18 protein-coding genes are annotated in these 20,780 nt (G+C 35.4%); all 18 read right to left on the bottom strand.

Annotated features, from left to right (window positions below; translation table 11 throughout):
- Positions 1–272 precede the first annotated feature (272 nt).
- Entirely contained in the window at positions 273–4,559 is a 4,287-nt protein-coding gene (locus BUC25_RS10930) for a PolC-type DNA polymerase III (protein WP_073201913.1), read from the bottom strand.
- A 179-nt stretch (positions 4,560–4,738) separates the two neighbouring features.
- Positions 4,739–6,439: a proline--tRNA ligase gene (locus BUC25_RS10925; RefSeq protein ID WP_073201912.1), complete on the bottom strand. Its 1,701-nt coding sequence runs from the start codon at positions 6,437–6,439 to the stop codon at positions 4,739–4,741.
- Between the two features lie 106 nt (positions 6,440–6,545).
- A complete protein-coding gene (rseP, locus tag BUC25_RS10920; protein ID WP_073201911.1) occupies positions 6,546–7,802 on the bottom strand; it encodes an RIP metalloprotease RseP in 1,257 nt (418 codons plus the stop codon).
- 26 nt (positions 7,803–7,828) lie between these two features.
- Entirely contained in the window at positions 7,829–8,974 is a 1,146-nt protein-coding gene (dxr, locus tag BUC25_RS10915) for a 1-deoxy-D-xylulose-5-phosphate reductoisomerase (protein ID WP_073201910.1), read from the bottom strand.
- A gap of 26 nt (positions 8,975–9,000) precedes the next feature.
- The gene (locus BUC25_RS10910; RefSeq protein ID WP_073201909.1) at positions 9,001–9,783 is read right to left on the bottom strand and encodes a phosphatidate cytidylyltransferase; all 783 of its coding nucleotides are present in this window, start codon (positions 9,781–9,783) and stop codon (positions 9,001–9,003) included.
- A 14-nt stretch (positions 9,784–9,797) separates the two neighbouring features.
- Positions 9,798–10,565 carry an undecaprenyl pyrophosphate synthase gene (locus BUC25_RS10905; protein ID WP_073201908.1) on the bottom strand — a complete coding sequence of 256 codons (768 nt, stop codon included), beginning with the start codon at positions 10,563–10,565 and terminating at the stop codon, positions 9,798–9,800.
- Positions 10,566–10,692: 127 nt separating this feature from the next.
- Positions 10,693–11,250 carry a ribosome recycling factor gene (frr, locus tag BUC25_RS10900; RefSeq protein ID WP_073201907.1) on the bottom strand — a complete coding sequence of 186 codons (558 nt, stop codon included), beginning with the start codon at positions 11,248–11,250 and terminating at the stop codon, positions 10,693–10,695.
- 2 nt (positions 11,251–11,252) lie between these two features.
- Positions 11,253–11,975 carry a UMP kinase gene (gene pyrH, locus BUC25_RS10895; protein ID WP_073201906.1) on the bottom strand — a complete coding sequence of 241 codons (723 nt, stop codon included), beginning with the start codon at positions 11,973–11,975 and terminating at the stop codon, positions 11,253–11,255.
- 184 nt (positions 11,976–12,159) lie between these two features.
- On the bottom strand, positions 12,160–13,047 hold the full coding sequence (gene tsf, locus BUC25_RS10890) for a translation elongation factor Ts (RefSeq protein WP_073201905.1): 888 nt from the start codon (positions 13,045–13,047) through the stop codon (positions 12,160–12,162).
- A gap of 79 nt (positions 13,048–13,126) precedes the next feature.
- Positions 13,127–13,876 (bottom strand): 30S ribosomal protein S2, encoded by a 750-nt coding sequence (gene rpsB, locus BUC25_RS10885; protein ID WP_073201904.1) that lies wholly within the window; start codon positions 13,874–13,876, stop codon positions 13,127–13,129.
- 155 nt (positions 13,877–14,031) lie between these two features.
- On the bottom strand, positions 14,032–14,511 hold the full coding sequence (locus BUC25_RS10880) for a DUF6115 domain-containing protein (protein WP_084543445.1): 480 nt from the start codon (positions 14,509–14,511) through the stop codon (positions 14,032–14,034).
- A gap of 16 nt (positions 14,512–14,527) precedes the next feature.
- Complete coding sequence (locus BUC25_RS10875; RefSeq protein WP_073201903.1) at positions 14,528–14,833, bottom strand: hypothetical protein; 306 nt, start codon at positions 14,831–14,833, stop codon at positions 14,528–14,530.
- 124 nt (positions 14,834–14,957) lie between these two features.
- A complete protein-coding gene (locus tag BUC25_RS10870; protein WP_244535170.1) occupies positions 14,958–16,334 on the bottom strand; it encodes a flagellar assembly protein A in 1,377 nt (458 codons plus the stop codon).
- A 2-nt stretch (positions 16,335–16,336) separates the two neighbouring features.
- Positions 16,337–17,119 (bottom strand): FliA/WhiG family RNA polymerase sigma factor, encoded by a 783-nt coding sequence (locus BUC25_RS10865; protein ID WP_073201902.1) that lies wholly within the window; start codon positions 17,117–17,119, stop codon positions 16,337–16,339.
- 31 nt (positions 17,120–17,150) lie between these two features.
- A complete protein-coding gene (locus BUC25_RS10860; RefSeq protein ID WP_073201901.1) occupies positions 17,151–17,642 on the bottom strand; it encodes a chemotaxis protein CheD in 492 nt (163 codons plus the stop codon).
- On the bottom strand, positions 17,642–18,265 hold the full coding sequence (locus tag BUC25_RS10855; protein ID WP_073201900.1) for a chemotaxis protein CheC: 624 nt from the start codon (positions 18,263–18,265) through the stop codon (positions 17,642–17,644). Before BUC25_RS10855 ends, BUC25_RS10860 begins: the two co-directional genes overlap by 1 nt.
- 3 nt (positions 18,266–18,268) lie before the next feature.
- Positions 18,269–18,733, bottom strand: coding sequence for a chemotaxis protein CheW (locus tag BUC25_RS10850; protein ID WP_073201899.1), 465 nt, complete (start codon positions 18,731–18,733; stop codon positions 18,269–18,271).
- Between the two features lie 10 nt (positions 18,734–18,743).
- Positions 18,744–20,777: a chemotaxis protein CheA gene (locus BUC25_RS10845; protein ID WP_073201898.1), complete on the bottom strand. Its 2,034-nt coding sequence runs from the start codon at positions 20,775–20,777 to the stop codon at positions 18,744–18,746.
- Between the last annotated feature and the right edge of the window lie 3 nt (positions 20,778–20,780).

Raw genomic sequence — 20,780 nt, 5'->3', positions numbered from 1 at the left:
CTTGCCATGAATGGCAAGGGATTTATCAAAACCCTATATCGTTGCAACGTTGATAGGTAAGAAGAAAGAGTGGGTATCCCCACTCTTTTTTCGTCCGCATCAAATGAAATCTGTATAAAATATAGCATGGATTTCTAATAAATGCAAGGAATTTAATGGATTCTTCACAATAAAGTGATACTTGCACCAAAAAAAATGAAATCCTTCAGGAGATTACGTCCATTTATCCTACACATAGGCTCTTGCGATAGTTTCAGTAACAGAGAGCTTTATTAAAACAGGGATAGTTGGTTTTTGTCTGCCATTCCTTCTAAGCATCCGTGCTGATCAAGATATTCTAAGACAGTCTTAGAGATTCTGCTTCGTTCTCTTAAGTCTTCCTTAGAGAGGAATTCACCATCTTCTCGAGCCTTCTCAATATTGATCGCAGCATTCGTACCTAGACCGTCCACAGCATTGAATGGCGGAATTAAACTCTCACCATCCACCAAGAATTCTGTTGCAGTCGATCGATATAAATCAACCTTTTGAAAATGAAAACCGCGTTCATTCATTTCTAGCGCGATCTCCAAAACCGTTAGTAAACTTTTTTCTTTCGGTGGTGCGTCATTCCCTTTATCCAGAATTTCCTTAATTCTCATCCGAATTGCTTCAGAACCTTTAACCATTGTATCTAACTCAAAGTCATCTGCTCTTACAGTAAAATATGAAGCATAAAAATAAAGTGGATGATGAACTTTGAAATAAGCAATGCGAATCGCCATTAATACATATGCAGCAGCATGTGCTTTCGGGAACATATATTTAATTTTTTTACACGAATCAATATACCAATCAGGTACATCATGTTTTTTCATTTCTTCAATCCACTCTGGATCTAAACCTTTCCCTTTTCGCACAAACTCCATAATTTTAAATGCTAATGAAGCATCTAGCCCTTTGTGCATTAGGTAAACCATGATATCGTCACGGCAACCAATAACATCTGGTAAACCACAGATACCATTATTAATCAATTCCTGTGCATTTCCCAACCAAACATCGGTCCCGTGACTTAAACCTGATATGATGACTAATTCGGCAAAAGTTTTCGGTTTGGTATCCTCTAACATTTGGCGAACAAATCTTGTACCAAACTCTGGTACCCCTAATGTCCCTGTTTTGCACATGATTTGATCGGCAGTTACACCAAGAACGTCAGGGCCTGAGAATATTTTCATAACTTCTTCGTCATCCGTTGGAACCGTTTGTGGATCAATTCCACTTAAATCTTGAAGCATACGAATCATCGTCGGATCGTCATGACCAAGTATATCTAGTTTTAACAAATTATCATGAATCGAATGAAAGTCAAAATGGGTCGTTTTCCACTCTGAATTCCGGTCATCTGCTGGAAATTGAATTGGAGTGAAGTCATAAATTTCCTTATCATCCGGTACAACTATTATCCCACCAGGGTGTTGACCTGTAGTACGTTTTGCCCCAGTACATCCTTTAACAAGACGATCAACTTCAGCTTGTTTAATCGTTAATTCTTTATCACTCGCATACCCCTTCGCATAACCATATGCTGTTTTTTCAGCAACTGTACCAATCGTTCCTGCTCGATATACATTGTCCTCACCAAACAACACTTTTGTATAATTGTGTGCTTTTGGTTGATACTCACCAGAAAAGTTCAAGTCAATATCAGGTACCTTATCCCCCTTGAATCCTAGAAAAGTCTCAAAAGGTATATCTTGTCCATCTTTTTTCATTGCTTCTTGACACTCTGGACAGTTTTTGTCTGGTAAATCAAAACCACTACCAACTGAACCATCGTCAAAAAACTCGCTATATTTACAAGATGGACAAACATAATGGGGTGGTAATGGGTTCACTTCAGTTATTTCAGTAAAGGTTGCAATTAAGGATGAACCAACAGAACCCCTTGAACCAACCAGATATCCGTCATCTAACGATTTTTTTACTAGTTTTTGAGAAATTAAATAGATAACGGCAAAACCATGTCCAATAATACTTTTCAACTCTTTTTCCACTCGTTTTTCAACGATTTCAGGAATAGGATCGCCATACACGGATCTTGCAAAATTGTAACTTAGTTCACGGATTTCCTCTTCCGCTCCATCAATATTCGGCGTATATAAATCTTCTTTTACCGGCTTCACTTCTTCGATTCGGTCTGCTAATTGATTCGGATTAGTGATGACAATTTCCTTCGCCTTCTCTTCACCTAAAAAAGAAAATGCCTCCATCATTTCAGCGGTGGTTCGGAAATACGTGTTAGGTAAAGTTTGCCTATTTAATGGGTTACCACTCTGAGATGAAATTAAGATCTGCCGGTATAATTGATCGTTTTTTTCCAAATGATGAACATTTCCGGTTGCTACACAAGGTTTACCTAAATCATCAGCTAATTGGACGACGTTGCGAATAATATCCATCAGCTGTGCCTCATTTTGTACTAATTCTCTATCATATAAATGGACAAAATTACTAGTTGGCTGGACTTCAATGTAATCATAAAACTTAGCTACATTTTCCGCTTGTTCTTTTGATTTTTGCATCATTGTTTCAAAAACTTCCCCTTGATCACAAGCTGTACCGACGAGAATACCTTGTCGGTACTCTTGTAATTTTGATCGAGGAATGCGCGGAACACGGTAGAAATAATCGATATGTGCCAACGAGACAAGTTTATAGATGTTTTTTAATCCTTCCTGATCCACTGCAAGTAACGTCACATGGAAAGGTCTTGAACGTTGGTAAGCATTGCCTTCTCCCATATGTTGATTGAATTGATTATGATTTACAATATCACGTTCCAATGATAGCTTTATAAACTTCCACAATAAATAACCCGTTGCTTCAGCATCATATATCGCACGATGGTGTTGCGTTAATTCGATATCTAACTTTTTACATAATGTATTTAAACGGTGATTCTTTAATTCGGGAAAAAGTAAACGCGCTAATTCTAACGTATCAATTACGGGATTACTTGCATCTTGGTAATCGATCCGTTTAAAGCCAGTATTTAAGAAGCCCATATCGAAATCTGCGTTATGTGCTACAAGAATGCCATCTCCCATCCATTGATGGAATTCCTTTAGCACATCTCCTACTTCTGGAGCATCTTTCACCATGTCATCTGTGATGCCCGTTAAATTAGTAGTTGTTTCAGACAATGGATGATGCGGGTTAGCGAATGATTCATATCGATCAATAATTTCGCCATTATGTACTTTTACCGCTGCTAGTTCAATAATCGTATCATAAATAGCAGATAGTCCTGTGGTTTCCACATCAAAAACAACATAGGTAGCTTCCGCCAAGTCCCGGTCCGCATCATTATAAGCAATTGGCACACCATCATCGACAACATTTGCTTCTACTCCATACAAAATTTTCACACCATGTTTTTGACCAGCTGCATATGCTTCAGGATAAGCTTGGGCAACAGCATGATCGGTAATTGCGATTGCTTTATGACCCCATTTACCCGCTTGTTCAATCAACTTAGATGCGGACACAACAGCGTCCATTTGACTCATTACCGTATGTGCATGTAACTCTACTCGTTTTTCATCATGGTAACCAGGATCTTCTCTGGTAATAGAAGGTACTTGTTGGATATCTTTGGCCATCATTGTTAATTCATTCGAAAAATTATCGGTTTGAATCATCCCCTTGGCTTTTACCCACATACCTTCTTTTAATTGCTTAAATTTTTCTACATCCTGATCACCTTTTGAGAACATTTTAATTTGAAATGAATCGGTATAGTCAGTTACTTTAATTATTAATAAATGTCTTCCAGATCGCAATTCCCGTATGTCCGCATCAAATAAATAACCTTGGAATACGACACTTTTCTCTTCTTCGACAATTTCTTTCATACTGATCGCATTCTCTTTAATCGGGTAGCCTAACTGGACAGGGCCAGTAGGACTTTCTGGTTTTGATTCTTTTGCTTTTTGCTCTTGTGCCTTAAAGGCTTCTTCGACTCTTTTTCGATCTTCTATCGCTTTTTCTTGTTGGAATTTTTCTAATTCTTCTTGTTGGTTACCAATTTCCAACTGAATCACATGTTTTGGTATGCCTACTTTCGTACAAAATTGGTCAAACCTTAACTGAATATCTTTATTCATTTGTTCTTCTATCTGATTGCTTACAGTTAACATAATATTATTATTGTTAAATAGAGGTTTTTTATTTTCAAATGTTCGGTATTTAGGTGAATCTGATGTCAGTTCAGATAAGAAGATTTGCCAATATTGATTGGTTTCTATTTCATCGATAGCAGGATCATTTACGTTTATTGTCCAAGAAACCTTTGCTATTGAAGAAAACGCCTCAGTTAATTTTAAAATAAACATTTGATAGACATCCGCAGGGATTGACTGATCTAAATTAAAATGAAAATGCCACTTCTGATTAGATCGATACACTTCCAGTTTCTCTATGGAGCCTTCCTGAAGGTACTTATTTTTCATGTCATCTGCTATCCCGATTTGTTGCAGGAGTAATTTAAACTTTTCTTTATTAGAGATACCCATTTTCGATCTCCTTTTCACAATTTTTCTAATAATCAACTACCTATTCATTCAAATTGAGCTCTAAAGTTTATGACTAACTTGACTACTCTACTTTATGCTCAACTTAAACCAATACAAGGCGATAAACGATGCGTATAAATTAAATTCCCTTGCCTAGTAGTTGTGACAAGGGAATTTTGTTATTTAATCAATGAAGAGATTCTCTCAACTAGGTCATTAACATGAAGATCCTCTTGTTCTCCATTCTCTCTAAGCTTGCATTCAACTATACCTTCTGAAGCTTTCTTACCAACCGTTATTCGAACAGGTAATCCAATTAAATCACTATCTGCAAATTTAACACCAGGTCTTTCTTTACGATCATCAAATAATACGGAGACATCATTTTGTTGTAATTGTTCATATATCTGCTCAGCTAGATCTAGTTGTTCTTGGTTTTTAGGATTCACCGCAATCAAATGCACTTGGTATGGCGTTATTTCTTGAGGCCACATTATACCATTTTCATCATTGAATTGCTCGACGATAGCAGCAAGTGTTCTTGATACGCCAATTCCATAACAACCCATGATCATCGTTTCCTGTTTGCCTTGCTCGTTTAAGTATTGAGCACCTAACTTCTCAGCATAAAACTTACCTAATTTAAAAATGTGTCCAACTTCAATACCTTTTGCAAATTGAATTGTACCCATACCATCTGGTGACGGATCACCTTCTTGTATGAACCGTATATCTTCATATGATGATATATTAAAGTCACGTTCAACATTTACATTTTTATAATGCTTGTCCGTTTGGTTTGCACCACAATAGGAGTTACGCATGGCAGCAATTGCATGATCTGCGATAACTCTAATATCTTTCTGAACCCCTATTGGACCGATAGAACCAACTTCAGCTAGTAACTGCTGTTGTGTCTCCTCTTCGGTTGCTAACTCTACTTCCGTAACACCAAGTGCATTTTTAAGTTTTATATCATTTACTTCATGATCACCACGAGTCAACACCATTACATACTGATCATCTGTTTTAAAAAGTAATGATTTAATCCCTTTTTCCATTGGTAGCTGTAAGAATTCAGAAACTTCTTTCATTGTTTTATATCCTGGTGTATCTACTAACTGTAATTCCTGTAAACTCTCATTACTTTCTTCATACGATACATTGACAGGTGCCATTTCGATATTGGCAGCAAAATCTGATAGATCAGAATAGGCAATTGTGTCTTCACCAATCTCTGAAAGTACCATAAATTCATGAGTGTCTTTACCACCCATAGCGCCTGAATCAGCGATTACGGCTCTAAAATTCAAACCACACCGGCTAAATATATTTTTATAGGCTGTGAACATCTTCTCATACGCTTCATCTAAGCTTACTTGAGAAGTATGAAATGTATAGGCATCTTTCATCACAAATTCTCTTCCTCTTAATAAACCAAATCGTGGACGTTGTTCATCTCTGAATTTAGTTTGGATTTGGTAGATACTAAGTGGCAGTTTTTTATAACTCTTTACTTCCTCTCCAATTAAACTTGTAATGACCTCTTCATGAGTAGCTCCTAAAGCGAACTCTCTATCATGACGATCATGCAGTCGCATTAATTCAGAACCTAGCTTATACCAACGGCCTGTTTTCTTCCATAACTCGGATGATTGCAAAGCTGGCATGAGCATTTCAACTGCCCCAGCTTTTTCCATCTCTTCCCGAACAATCTTTTCCACATTCTTTAAGACTTTATTTCCTAATGGTAAAAAACTATAAACTCCCGATACCGTTTGTCTAATAAAGCCTGCTCTTAATAAAAGTTGATGACTCCTTATTTCAGCATCTGCAGGTGTTTCTTTTAGTGTTGGAATTAATGTCTGGCTATGTCTCATCTTTCTTTTCACCCCATTGGTTCGATATTTGCTCATGTTATAGTTAAAATGGTTATAATTGTTAGTAATTTGAATTTATTTCGATATATGTTTGTTGCATACTATTCTACAAAAATAATCGTTGTATGTCATTCCACGTAACAACAATCATCAGCAGCATCAATAACGCAAAACCGACAAAATGAACGACACCTTCTTTTTGTGGGTCAATCGGTTTTCCGCGTATTGCTTCTAAACCAACAAATATCAACCTGCCACCATCCAAAGCTGGTAATGGAACCAGATTTATAATACCTAAATTGACACTTAATACCGCCGTCCAAGTTAAAAAGTTAAGGAATCCCGTTTTAACTACTTGATCGGTCGCATCATAAATACCAACAGGTCCTGATAGCATGTCGATCGAAAACTGACCGGTAACGAGCTTACCAAGGTTGGTCAGAATCAATGTTGACCATCTATATGTTTCTTCCAAGCTATATGGTATAGAACGGATAAATGATTTCTCTAGCGCAAGAGTCACACCTACTTGACCAATGTTTTGTTCCGGTGTTTCAATCGATGCTGGTGTAACTTCTAACGGTATTTGTTGATTATCCCTTAAAACCATCATCTCTAAAGGTTCCTCAGGATTTGCCTGTACAATTTCTTGGAACTCATCCCATTCACCAATAGACTGGCCCTCAATCTCAATAATCGTATCATCTGCTTTGAAACCAGCTTCTTCAGCAGGACTATTTTCGACTACGGAACCAATTCGGACATCATCAACTGGCACACCTTGAATATTGGCTAAAATAAGAAATATAACTACGGTTAAGACAAAATTCATTAGTGGACCCGCAAACAATTGTAAACCTCTTTGTCCAACTGTTTTAGATGCAAATTGACGGTTGTATGGTGCAATTTGTGTCGCTTTTTCATCCATGATAAAATCAGCTTTTTCGTGGACGCGGAAGGAATACTTGGTTTCTTCATCGATTTCGTAACCTTCAATAAAAAGGTGATGATCAAGATCAATGCGTTCTACTTCAATAACTAATGCATCGGGATGTTTTGCTTTATTGTTTACAATAATTTGGTCAACTTCGCCAGCATCATTAAAAGTCAAACCAATATGCTGACCTGGCTTGATATCAATTATTTCGGGATCTTCACCTGCAACCCGAACATAGCCTCCCATTGGTAAAAGTCTTATCGTATAAAGTGTTTCATTCTTTACCGTCGAAAATACTTTTGGACCAAATCCGATTGCAAATTCCCGAACAAGCATCCCTGTCTTTTTAGCTACATAGTAATGACCGAATTCATGAACAAATACAAGCAGGCCAAACATTAATATAAAAGCAATTACTGTATTCAAATAAAGCTCTCCTTCCACTTTACCAATTAACGATAACTTTCATTTATTTTACTTCGTATTTCTAAATCAATAGCATTAATAGTTTCCAAATTAGGATTTTGTATATTATTGTGCGTTAACATAGCGTGTTCGATAATATTCTCAATTTCTAAGAATGTTATCTGTTCATGTAAAAACAAATCAACGGCTGTCTCATTTGCAGCATTCAAAACGGTAGGCATGGAGCCACCTGTTTTTCCAGCTTGATAAGCAAAGTCCAAACATGGAAAACGATTTAGATCCATTTTTGAAAAGTGAAGTTCACCCATCTCAACTAAGTCAAGACTTTTGGAAGATGATAAAGATAATCTTTGCGGATATGTTAAAGCATATTGAATAGGTACACGCATATCAGGTGTTCCAAGCTGAGCAATCACACTTTTATCAGCATATTCCACCATCGAATGAATAATACTTTCTTTATGTTGAATAACTTCAATCTTCTCATATGGCATATTAAACAACCAATGGGCTTCAATGACTTCCAAACCTTTATTCATCATTGATGCAGAGTCTATCGTTATTTTTGCTCCCATACTCCAATTAGGGTGTTTTAAAGCATCAGCAACCGTTACACCTAATAATTCTTCTCTGGATTTATCACGAAAGCTCCCACCTGATGCTGTTAAAACAATCTTGTTTATGTCACGATACGACTCACCATTTAACGCTTGAAAAATAGCAGAATGCTCACTATCAACCGGTAGCAAATCGACTTCATATTTGTCGGCTGCATCCATGACTAGATGTCCAGCAGTAACTAAGGTTTCTTTATTTGCAATAGCAATTTGTTTTCGATGCTCAATCGCTGTCAAGGTTGCTTCCAATCCGACACTTCCCATTACCGCGTTAACTAAGACATCAGTATTCGGATCAGCGCTAACCTCTTGCAACGCTTCTTTTCCAACTAAGAAAGTAGTATAACTGTTATGTATTTGTAATGCTTGTCTAATTGTTTCATCAAGTACAACCACTTTAGCTGGATTAAATTTATTTATTATCTCTTGAGCTTTCTTAATATTCCTGCCAAATGCAATTGCATACAATTTAAATTGATCTGGATGTTCTGCTATGACATCCAATGTTTGCAAGCCAATCGATCCTGTTGCTCCCAACAGTGTTATGCTTTTCATCTTTAAACGCTCCAATTACTAATAGTCTATGATATAAAATGGATAAAATGTAACAAAGGAAAAACAAATAACCAACTATCAAAGCGATCTAATATACCACCGTGACCTGGTAATAATTTCCCTGAATCTTTTACATGATAGTGTCTTTTAATTGCTGATTCTACAAGGTCACCTATCTGAGCAAATATGGATGCAATAATGGTAACCAGAATAACTAATAGTAGTGAATCATGTACCGGAAAAAAATAATGGAAAATAATCGCTATAATACAAGCTACTAGGATACCACCTAAAGCTCCTTCAATTGTCTTCTTTGGACTAATCTGTGGCCATAATTTATGTTTCCCAAATGCCCTCCCAAAGAAATACGCTCCAGTATCTGTTGACAGTATCACTAGAATAGCATAAAAAATATAAACTAGTCCATTTTCCACTTCTCTGGTTTGGATAAAATAATAAAAACCTAAACCTACGTATATTGCTGATAGGATGAGGAATCCAGCGTCTTCGAATGTGAATTTATTTTTAACTAATACCGTATATCCTAATAAGATTAGGACAAAAAACATCAGCAGTTCTAGTCTAGTAGAAAAAAAGATATATTCATCCTGGAATAATAATGACCATGTTAAAATAACACCTAAAACAGTAGGAATAGGATACTGTGTCATATCTCTCATATGTAATAATTCTAAGAAGCCAATAGTGGCAATAAAATACATAACAATTTCAAATGGTAGACCACTTAAAAATATAAATGGGAAGAAAAGTAATATAGCAACTATTGCTGTGATAATTCTTGTTTTCATTATATTTTCACACCTTATATTCCACCATAACGACGTTTTCTTTTTTGAAAATCGTTGATAGCTTTTTCGAATTCTTCAAAACTAAAATCAGGCCACAATGTGTCAGTAAACCATAATTCCGTGTATGCTGCTTGCCACAGCAGAAAATTACTTAAGCGTAATTCACCGCTTGTTCTAATTAATAAATCAGGATCTTTAATATGGGAAGTATATAAATGTTCACCTAACGTAGCTTCTGTGATATCATCAATTTCATACTTTCCATCTACAACTTCTCTGCAAATATCTTTAATCGACCTTATCATCTCAAAACGACTACCATAATTAATGGCAATGTTTAAAATTAACCCTGTATTATTTGCTGTTTGATCAATTGCCCTCATAATAGCTGCTTTTGTATTCTTGGGTAGATCATTAACTTCTCCAATTGTCTGGACTCTGACATTTTCTGCTATCAGTTCCGGTAAATAATGCTGTAAAAAATCGATCGGTAGTTTCATAATATATTCTACTTCTTTTGTTGGCCTTTTCCAATTCTCCGTTGAAAAGGCATATAACGTCAAAATTTCTGCTTTAAAGTAATTGGCTGCTTTTACAATTCTTTTAACATTATCCATGCCTTCCTGGTGTCCAGCAACTCGGGGAAGTCCTCGCTTCTGAGCCCAACGTCCATTACCGTCCATAATAATTGCTATATGCTTTGGAATGTTATCTATCGGAATTGTACTCTCAAATGAATCATGATTTTTTTTATTTTTAAAAGGAAGCTTAAACAAACGCATAAATTATCCTCCACCATTCAAAAACCGTTCTTTTCATATAGTTTAGTTTATCTATCTTTTAAAGTGCAAAAACCCTCTTCTAATAAGAGGGCTTTAACACTCACCATATATTCTACCTTTTTTTTGCTTAAACTTCCATAATTTCTTGCTCTTTTTCTTTTGTTAAATCATCAATTTTCTTAATATGTGCATTTGTTTCGTCTTGAACATCATCCTGGAAACCTTTTAAATCATCTTTTGTAATATCTCCATTTTTTTCATCTTTCTTCAACTGATCGTTGGCATCTCGACGAATATTTCGGATTTGCACTTTAGATTCTTCCGCATACTTACCTACTACTTTGACTAGCTCTTTACGACGTTCTTCCGTTAATGGAGGAATGCTAATCCGAATTATATTTCCATCATTGGAAGGTGATAATCCTAAGTCTGCTTTTTGAATAGCTTTTTCAATATCAGACAATGATGATTTATCAAAAGGTGTAATCACTAACAATCTCGCTTCAGGTACCGAAATAGAAGTTAATTGATTTAATGGTGTTAAAGCACCATAATATTCAACCTGAACACTGTCTAGTATAGCTGGATTTGCTCTTCCAGCTCTTACAGTTGCTAAACTTTTCGAATAGGCTTTTACAGCTTGATCCATTTTTGCCTTAGCATCTTTGATTAGTTGTTCTGACATATTTAGTTCCCCCTTATAATTGTTCCGATATCTTCACCGATTACGGCTCTTTTAATATTGCCTTCTTCTGAAATGGAGAATACGAGTAAAGGAATATTGTTATCCATACACAATGATGAAGCAGTTGAATCCATCACACCTAAACCTTCATTTAAGATTTCTAAATAGGACAACTCCTGGTATTTCTTAGCATCTTTATCGACTTTAGGGTCAGCGGTATAGACACCATCCACATTGTTTTTAGCCATCAGAATCACGTCTGCTTCCACTTCTGCTGCTCGCAGTGCCGCGGTAGTATCTGTAGAGAAATATGGATTTCCTGTACCTGCTGCAAAAATAACAACACGTTTCTTTTCTAAATGGCGTATCGCTTTACGTCGAATATAAGGTTCTGCCACCTGGCGCATTTCAATAGATGTTTGAACTCTTGTTGGAATTCCTACATTTTCAAGGCTGTCCTGCAGTGCAAGTGAATTCATAACGGTAGCTAACATGCCCATGTAATCAGCATTAGCACGATCCATTCCCATTTCACTTCCTACTTTACCTCGCCATATATTGCCACCACCAACAACTATTGCAACTTCAACACCTAATTCCACTATGTCTTTTACCTGTTTTGCAACAGATTGAATAATGGTTGGTTCAAGGCCAAAGCCTTGCTCACCACTCAAAGCTTCACCACTTAATTTCAAAACAATTCTTCTGTAGTTAGCAGTAGCCATAATTACCTCCATATATGTAAATATTATAAAATAAAATGTCTTAATACGCCACAGATAATGATGACATTTGTATGTTAGTGTTATTCTATTATCTATACTGGTTAGTTTGCAATAAAATTATCATTTATGTAGATTATTGTCAAAGAAAAGGGACACCTTGTGCCCCTTTTCTTTACACTATCAATTATTTTTTGTTAACTTGGCTCATTACTTCTTCAGCAAAGTTATCTTCACGTTTTTCAATACCTTCGCCTACTTCATAGCGCACAAAAGATTTTACTTCTGCATTTGCACCTTTAGCTACTTGCTTCACTTTTTGGTCTGGATCTTTGACAAAACTTTGCTCTAGCAAGCAAATTTCTTCGAAAAATTTATTTAAACGACCTTCTACCATTTTTTCAACAATGTGCTCTGGCTTACCTTCATTTAATGCTTGTGTTTTAAGTACTTCACGTTCTTTTTCGACATCTTCTTCTGATACGGCATCACGTGATAAATATTTTGGATTAACAGCTGCAGCATGCATTGCAATATCTTTTGCAACTTGCTCATCTGTTGTACCTTCAAGTACTGTAACAACACCAATATTTCCACCCATATGGATATATGCACCAAACGCATCTGCATCCGTTTTGGTAAATAGTGTGAAACGACGCAGTGATAATTTCTCACCAATTTTAGCAATATTACTGTTAATGAATTGCTCTAAAGATTCGCCGTTACCATGAAGTGGTTGTTTTAGAGCATCCTCTACAGATGCTGGTTTTTCAGAAAGAATGTGTTTAGCAAGTTCTTGCATTAATGTTTTGAACTGATCGTTTTTTGTAACAAAGTCTGTTTCACAGTTTACTTCTAAAAGTACTGCGTCATTCCCAGAAACTTCCACATATGCAGATCCTTCTGCAGCAATACGATCTGCTTTTTTAGCCGCTTTTGAGATACCTTTTTCACGTAGATAATCAATTGCTTGATCGATGTTGCCATCTGTTTCTTGTAGTGCTTTCTTACAGTCCATCATTCCTGCACCGGTTTTTTCTCTTAGTTCTTTTACTAACTTTGCTGTAATTGCCATTAAAGATTCCTCCTTAGATATCATGTATTGCTGAAAAAAAGGTGATAAAAGGTCTCCCTCTTATCACCAAAACCTTTGTTTACTCTTCTACAGACTCCGTTTTTTCCTCTGTAGCTTCTGCTTGTTCAGGAGCTTCTTCTGTTACTTCTCCTTGCTTCGCTTCTAAAATCGCATCCGCCATTTTACCAGTAAGAAGTTTCACAGCACGAATTGCATCATCATTTGCTGGAATTACATAATCAATTTCATCTGGATCACAATTAGTATCTACAATACCTACGATCGGGATATTTAATTTATGTGCTTCTGCAACAGCAATACGTTCTTTTCGTGGATCAATAATGAATAAAGCATCAGGAATTTTATTCATTTCTTTAATACCGCCTAAGAATTTAACTAGACGCTCTTTTTCTTTAAGAAGACCTACTACTTCTTTTTTAGGTAAAACTTCAAAAGTTCCGTCTTCTTCCATTTTTTCGATATGTTTTAAACGATTAATACGTTTACGAATAGTTTCAAAGTTAGTTAATGTTCCACCTAACCAACGTTGATTCACAAAATACATTCCAGAACGAATTGCTTCGTCTTTCACTGATTCTTGTGCTTGTTTTTTCGTACCGACAAATAAAACAGTTCCGTCATTTTCTGCGATTTCTTTCACAAAATTATACGCCTCTTCTACCTTTTTAACTGTTTTTTGCAAGTCAATAATGTAAATACCGTTACGCTCCGTGAAGATATATTTCTTCATCTTTGGATTCCAACGGCGTGTTTGATGTCCAAAATGAACACCAGCTTCAAGTAGTTGTTTCATTGAAATAACTGCCATGATGTTTCCTCCTAATAAATTGGTTTTTTATTCCTCCGTTTGTTTCATGTAGCACAAGGACTAATGAACTAGCACCACTCGCACTTTCCACAAACGTGTGTATTTAACACCAAAAACAAATATACCATAACAAAAATGTGCAATCAAGCATTAAATCATTTTTTTTGTTGGAATTTCAATAATAGTTCAACTTCTGTCTTTCCTTTATTTAACTTTTTTGCAATTTCTTCAACAGTAAAGCCCTCAGCATTTAAATGGAGAATAGATGCTGTTGTGGAGTTTTCCACTACATCCTCTACGTTCTCAACCGGCGAAATAGGCTGATACTCTTTTGTTTGCTGAGTAGACTCTTTATCAAATGTCTTAGATTCAATTGGCGTATCTTCATTCATTTGTTTTTTTGATTCTGTTGCTTGAGCAGATAGATCCACCCGTTCAATCTGTTTCATAAAATGCTCGTTCTCTTCTTTTAGTTCGACTAAATAAATGGCAAGCGTGTCTTCCATATTTTTTACTTGCTGACTGACGTTGTCTTCAATTGTCTCTAAGTTATCTTGTTTCATTTTTAGTTGCTTAATGATAATAAATGTGATGACATGAATTATAAAACTAATAAGTAATAATAAATATAGCATAATCAACCTTCTCTTCTTATCCGCTGAAGTCTACTCGATTTCCTAGATAAGGATGTTTATATTGTGGATGTTGCTGATCTGTTTTTTCCATAGAATGATTTGTTTCTGGATCATTTGCTCCGCTTCTCTTTTTATCATTTTTTAACTTTTCACTTGCTTCTTGTTCTAAAACCTGTTTTCTTTTTCTAAGTTCATCGTTTGCCAGTTTTTGTGCCAACTGATTCTGGTCTATTCGGCCTTGTTGCTGCATCTGGTCTTGTATTTTTCCGGCATCTTGAGTTCGTGGTAACGCCACCTGCATTTCAACAGCTTTCCAACTCATAGGATGACCTCCCGCATGTAGTGAAAGAAATTTAATACTACACTTATTATAAAACGAGACTTAAGTCAATGAAAGTTAAAATTTCACTTGACTGTTAGCGAAACGTATCTCAATGACAGTTTTCTTATAAGGATGTAATCGTAACTTCTTTCTCCTCTAAATATGCTTGAAAGTATTTATGTTCTTGATGCAAGACACGTTTATATTTACCAAAAATTAATTCGACATTTTCATAGGCTATATTTTTTACAATTAATTTCATATCTTGAAAATTACCAATTTCATATTGAAGTTCTTTTAATTCTTCTTCAACCGCTTGTAATTGCTCAATTGTTTTTTCATACATATTACGTTGTTTCAGCAACATAATACGTTCTTTAGTCAATAACTCACCAACCGCATCTTTTTTTTGCTGGAGCTGGTCACCGAGCATTTTTAATTTTCTTTTATTATCTTTTAATTCCTTATTAGTGTTTTGTAGATACGTTACACGATCAACAACTTTTTTACTTACACCAAAAGCTAATTCAGTTTTTGAATTAGCCACATTTCCTATCGTTTTTACTTCTATAATCTTACCTGCCGAACAATTACCTCCTATAATGCTTCCATTTGGACAAAGTATATCACCCTGAGCTACACATGTGGAATGCATAATGGATTTTCTAACTTTCAGATTATTTCCTGCATATACTTCGGCTTGATTGATATATCCTACCTCTATATCTTCACCAGCAGTAACAACAGCTTTTTCCATACCGGCAATTCCTTCTCTTATTAAAACGTTACCCCCTGCTTCAATAAAGGATGCTTCCACAATACCATATACCGCCACGTCCCCTTTTGCTTTTACTCGATAGCCAGTTGGTATATTACCTCGAATTGTAACAGATCCATTAAATTCAATGTTACCGGTTTCAAGTGATAAGTCGCTCCTTACTTCATAAAGTGGGTATACATTGATACTTTGATCACCTACAGATAATTGTCCAGATAAAGTAGCAAAAAAGGTTAAATCATCTTCATTGAAAGTGACATTTTCACCTGCTCTACATTTAAATGCTTTGCCTCTTTTTTGTTTTAATGGTTGATTTAACACATCTATTCCAGGTTCACCGTCTGTTGGTGGTATTAGTTGCGCTAACACATCATTTTCATCGACCATCGGAATTTTACCAACATCTCGAAAATTTGTTTTTTCATCTTCACTAACTGCATTTTCGGTAGATTGTTTCACAATTAATCGACCATTTTTACCGTTCTTAGGTTTTAAACCTTCAGCAATTATGAATTCATATTCATCTTGTAATTTTTGTTTCCACTCCATTTGATTCCAAGGTAGAATGCCATAAGTTATCTTATATTCAACCAGTATTTTCTCTACTTCTTCCTCTGTTAATTCTTCCAATTGATCAATATCTTTAATTATTATAGTTGCTGTCAATCGATCTTGTGATATTTTAATATCAATTTTTTCCTTTAATTCTTTTATTTCACTCATGGTCAAGCCCCGCCTATACTATTATAATTTTGATATAACTGACGAACTTTCATTATGGCCTGTTTATGAATCTGTGAAATTCTTGAAGTCGTTAAGCCTAATATTTTTCCTGCCTCTGTAAAAGTTAATTCTTTCTCGTAAAATAAGCTTAATACCATTTGTTCATTTTCATTTAACTTTTTAATACATTGTGCTAATTCGCGATAATTTTCTTGCTGGACAATATTATTTTCTGGTAAAGGCTCCCGTTCATCAGGAATCAAATAGCCTATTCCTTCTTTAGTATCATCTGTATTATGCTTACTTTTTTCTTCCATTGATAAAAGATTAGCAAAGAAACTATCTTTCAATACCTCTTCAACCTCTCCAGGTTTCAGATTTAAATATGCCGCAATATCCTGTGCAGTTACTTCTCTTTGCAATGATTGCTCTAAAATTCCAATGGTCTGATCTATTCTTTTAACCTTATCTCTAGTTGTTCTTGGTAACCAATCCTCTTTGCGCAAGCCATCGATTATTGCACCTTTTATACGGAATGAAGCATAGGTATCAAATTTCAGATCTCGACTCGGGTCAAATTTTAAGATCGCATCGTACAAACCAAATAAACCCAGGCTTTTTATATCGTCCTTATTTACACTTTTAGGTAAGTTGATAGCAATTCGTTGGACATGATAATTTACTAGATACATATAATTTTCAATTAATTCGTTTGTGTTGTCCTCACTTTTGTTGTTTAACCATTTTCTCCACAAATTATCTTCTATTGTTGTATCCTTGACCATCGAATCACCTCAGTTCAAAATTTCTTTAACATTATATCTCACTAACACCGCTATTGACTGTTCTTACTTCTAACATACCTTTTTCAATATCAAAAACAATCGTTCTACCTTTGTTGCCTCCGACATCCTCAGAGATTACAGCTATTCTATTTTTAGCCAATTTTGTTTTTACTGCCTCCACATTACGATCTCCGATTTTCAACATATTGTTATCCGATTGAAAAGAAAACATATGGGCCCCACCAGCTATTTTAGCTTTTAATCTGTTTCTTCTAGCACCTTCATTTATTAGTAATTCTATTAGTATATCAATCGCTGTGTCCGCATATTTCATTTCATTCTGTATACCCTTCTTCGATGCGGTTGAATCAGGTAACATTACATGCGCCAGTCCAGCCACTTTATGATCAAAAATGACCACCCCTACACATGAACCTAAGCCAGATGTCTTTAATGTATTTGGAATTTTAGTTACTTTTAAATCTGCAATTCCAACTTTTACAACGGTTGTTGTGATTGTCATTAATCTTCGACCCCTAGTGCTTTAAAAATTTTATCGAAAGAGTCGGGGTCTGGTAATAAGAAAAAATGACCTTTCACCGACTCGTTTGACTGATCTTCCTCTTCTATCATTGTATCAATAATAATGGCATAATCACTTTCTTGTGAAATCTCAATAAGACCTTGCATTAAAATTGCGGCCGCCATATCTATTGTTAAGTTTGGTACAGTTGGCTGCAAATTAATCGAAGTAAAATCAGATAAAGCAGATAGATACGATCCAGATAAAATATTACCTATTTCTGATATAGCCGAAATTGCTAATTCGTTATCCTCAAGATTGTCTGCAGGTGTTCCGATTAATTGTTCTACTAATGAATGAGATTCTTCTGGGGATAATACAAAGAACATACTACCCGGTGCTTCCCCTTGGATTCGTAAAAACACACTGACAATTACCTGCTCAGGACCACCAACATATTCCATCAGTTCATTAAAATCCACGATTTTAATTGAAGGAATAGACATATCAATTTTTTTATTTAATAAACTTGATAAAGCAGTTGCCGCATTCCCAGCACCTATATTTCCAACTTCTTTTAATACATCTAAATGCTGTTGAGATAGATTATCCATATTTACCATTGTTTAACCTTCTAGTCCTTTAGCATTAACAAAAGATTCTTGGGATAGCACTCTATCTAATTGCAATAACATGATTAATCGTTTGCCAACTTTCGCCACACCTTCAATATAGTCTGCATCAACTGTTCCAATCACTTTTGGTGCCGGCTCAATGGATTCTTCTGGAATATCCAACACATCATAAGCGGCATCCACAATAAAGCCTACAGAAAAGTTTTCCATTTGAACAATAATAATTCTAGTACTATCTGTTGATTCAATACTTGACATTCCGAAACGTTCTCTTAAATCAATAATTGGTGTTACCACGCCTCGAAGATTAATCACACCTTTAACGAAAGAAGCCGTTTTTGGAACTCTTGTTATATGCTGCATTCGTTCAATTGCTCCTACCACTTCTACCGGAATTGCATATTCTTCTTTATCCAATTCAATTACAATAGATTTATAATTACTTACTTCTTCCATACTAACCCTCCTAATTAATTAATGTATTGGTATCAACAATTAAAGCAACTTGTCCGTCACCTAAAATCGTAGCACCAGAAATCGCAAACACATTACCTAAATAATCGCCAAGTGATTTTAAAACGATTTCTTGTTGACCGATAAATGTGTCAACTACCAAGCCTGCCATTTTGTCACCTTTACGAATGATTACTACAGAATAAAGCTCATCGTCTTCTTCCTCTGTCGGAACCTCAAAAACGTTTTTTAGGTCTATTAGTGGTACCACCTTACCTCTAAAATCAATCACTTTTTTGTTATGAGCATTTAATATATCATTCTTATTAATAATTGCTGTTTCGATAATCGATGATAAAGGAACTGCATACTTTTCTTTTTCGACTTCGACTAATAACACAGAAATAATTGACAGTGTTAAAGGTAACTGGATCGAAAATAGCGAGCCCTTGCCTTCTTCTGACTCGATTGTTATGGATCCACCTAACGATTCAATCGTATTTTTGACAACATCTAATCCTACACCACGACCAGAAACGTCACTAATAACATCTGCAGTAGAAAAACCACTGGACATGATCAACTGATAAACTTGCTTATCTGATAGTTGACTTGCTTCTTCATCTGTAATAACTTTATTAGCTATTGCTTTACTTACTACTTTGTCACGATTAATGCCTGCTCCATCATCAGATATTTCTATAAATACGTGGTTACCACTGTGATAAGCCTTTAAAAGTAAGTGACCTTCTTCGTTCTTACCATTTGCCTTACGATTTTCAGGTGTTTCCACCCCATGGTCTAGCGCATTTCGTATTAAATGCACTAATGGATCCCCTATTTCGTCAATAACTGTTCGATCTAATTCTGTTTCTGCGCCAACAATTTCAAGATTTATTTTCTTTCCAAGATCTTTCGATAATTGTCTTACCATTCTAGGGAAACGATTAAACACTTGTTCTATTGGCACCATACGCATATTTAAGATAATATTTTGTAAATCTCCTGATATACGGGTCATGCGCTCCACTGTTTCTTGCAGTTCCGCATGTTTTAAACTGGATGATATCTGTTCCAATCGACCTCTATCAATGACTAATTCTTCAAATAGATTCATCAAACCATCTAATCTATCAATATTCACTCTTATTGTTTTGCTAGTTACAGCCTTCGTCGTTTTTTTCTTATTATCTGTTTGTTGTTTATTTTCTGTACGATTTTCTATACCAGCATCTTCAGCTTCGCTTTCAGTAGTACTAGAAATAGATTCTTGCTTATGATGATCAAAAACAGAAACTGTTACTTCCTCTATCTCTGAAACTTTTAAAATTTTCTTTTTTACTTCTTCTGGAGTATCTTTCGTTACTAAAAGCACATGAAATTCAAGCTCGAAATTCTCTTCTTCCAACTCTTGTACGCTCGGATCGGATTTAATTACTTCCCCGACCTGTTCCAAAACTTCAAATACCATATAAACTCGAGCTGCTTTTAATAAACAGTTTTCATTAAGTTTCACTTTTATTTCTAAGTTGTAGTGACTACTTTCTAGTGATTGGTCTAAGATAGCCGTTTCGAATTGATCCAACTGATTGAAGTGTCCGTAAATGCTTGGACTAGTTTTTTCATTTGTTGTTGGAGCTTCTTGAGTATTAATTGACTCTGGATCCTCTTTCGATTCTATTGCCTGTAGTTTATTGACCAAACCTTGCACATCAGATGAACCATCACCACCGTCAACTATATCTAAAACCATACCCTCTAATTGATCAACTGCCTGAAAAATGACATCTATAATAGCTGTTGTAATTTTTAATTGATCATTTCGAACTAAATCCAAAACATTTTCCATTTTATGAGTTAAATCTGCTAGATCTTGATACCCCATTGTAGCTGCCATACCTTTTAATGTATGAGCAGATCGAAATATTTCTCCAACAGTGCCCATATTTTCTGGTTCTTTTTCTAAAATTAATAATTGATCGTTTAATGATTGGATATGTTCCTTACTTTCCTCTATAAACACTTCAAGGTATTCATTATTTTCCATGAC

The organism is Gracilibacillus kekensis (genome assembly GCF_900143085.1).
GTDB lineage: Bacteria > Bacillota > Bacilli > Bacillales > Amphibacillaceae > Gracilibacillus > Gracilibacillus kekensis.
The sequence above is the reverse complement of the archived record's forward strand: the minus strand, read 5'-3'. Positions and strand labels throughout refer to the sequence as shown.

Bases quoted from the DNA above. Each gene is read 5' to 3' on its own strand.
- BUC25_RS10910 (WP_073201909.1), bottom strand. From the start codon at position 9,783: ATGAAAACAAGAATTATCACAGCAATAGTTGCTATATTACTTTTCTTC.
- pyrH (WP_073201906.1), bottom strand. From the start codon at position 11,975: ATGGCTACTGCTAACTACAGAAGAATTGTTTTGAAATTAAGTGGTGAA.
- BUC25_RS10855 (WP_073201900.1), bottom strand. From the start codon at position 18,265: ATGGTAAATATGGATAATCTATCTCAACAGCATTTAGATGTATTAAAA.
- BUC25_RS10850 (WP_073201899.1), bottom strand. From the start codon at position 18,733: ATGGAAGAAGTAAGTAATTATAAATCTATTGTAATTGAATTGGATAAA.
- BUC25_RS10925 (WP_073201912.1), bottom strand. From the start codon at position 6,439: ATGAGACATAGCCAGACATTAATTCCAACACTAAAAGAAACACCTGCA.
- BUC25_RS10845 (WP_073201898.1), bottom strand. From the start codon at position 20,777: ATGGAAAATAATGAATACCTTGAAGTGTTTATAGAGGAAAGTAAGGAA.
- rpsB (WP_073201904.1), bottom strand. From the start codon at position 13,876: ATGGCAGTTATTTCAATGAAACAACTACTTGAAGCTGGTGTTCATTTT.
- dxr (WP_073201910.1), bottom strand. From the start codon at position 8,974: ATGAAAAGCATAACACTGTTGGGAGCAACAGGATCGATTGGCTTGCAA.
- tsf (WP_073201905.1), bottom strand. From the start codon at position 13,047: ATGGCAATTACAGCAAAGTTAGTAAAAGAACTAAGAGAAAAAACCGGT.
- BUC25_RS10870 (WP_244535170.1), bottom strand. From the start codon at position 16,334: ATGAGTGAAATAAAAGAATTAAAGGAAAAAATTGATATTAAAATATCA.
- frr (WP_073201907.1), bottom strand. From the start codon at position 11,250: ATGTCAGAACAACTAATCAAAGATGCTAAGGCAAAAATGGATCAAGCT.
- BUC25_RS10860 (WP_073201901.1), bottom strand. From the start codon at position 17,642: ATGACAATCACAACAACCGTTGTAAAAGTTGGAATTGCAGATTTAAAA.
- BUC25_RS10865 (WP_073201902.1), bottom strand. From the start codon at position 17,119: ATGGTCAAGGATACAACAATAGAAGATAATTTGTGGAGAAAATGGTTA.
- BUC25_RS10880 (WP_084543445.1), bottom strand. From the start codon at position 14,511: ATGCTATATTTATTATTACTTATTAGTTTTATAATTCATGTCATCACA.
- BUC25_RS10875 (WP_073201903.1), bottom strand. From the start codon at position 14,833: ATGAGTTGGAAAGCTGTTGAAATGCAGGTGGCGTTACCACGAACTCAA.
- BUC25_RS10930 (WP_073201913.1), bottom strand. From the start codon at position 4,559: ATGGGTATCTCTAATAAAGAAAAGTTTAAATTACTCCTGCAACAAATC.
- BUC25_RS10905 (WP_073201908.1), bottom strand. From the start codon at position 10,565: ATGCGTTTGTTTAAGCTTCCTTTTAAAAATAAAAAAAATCATGATTCA.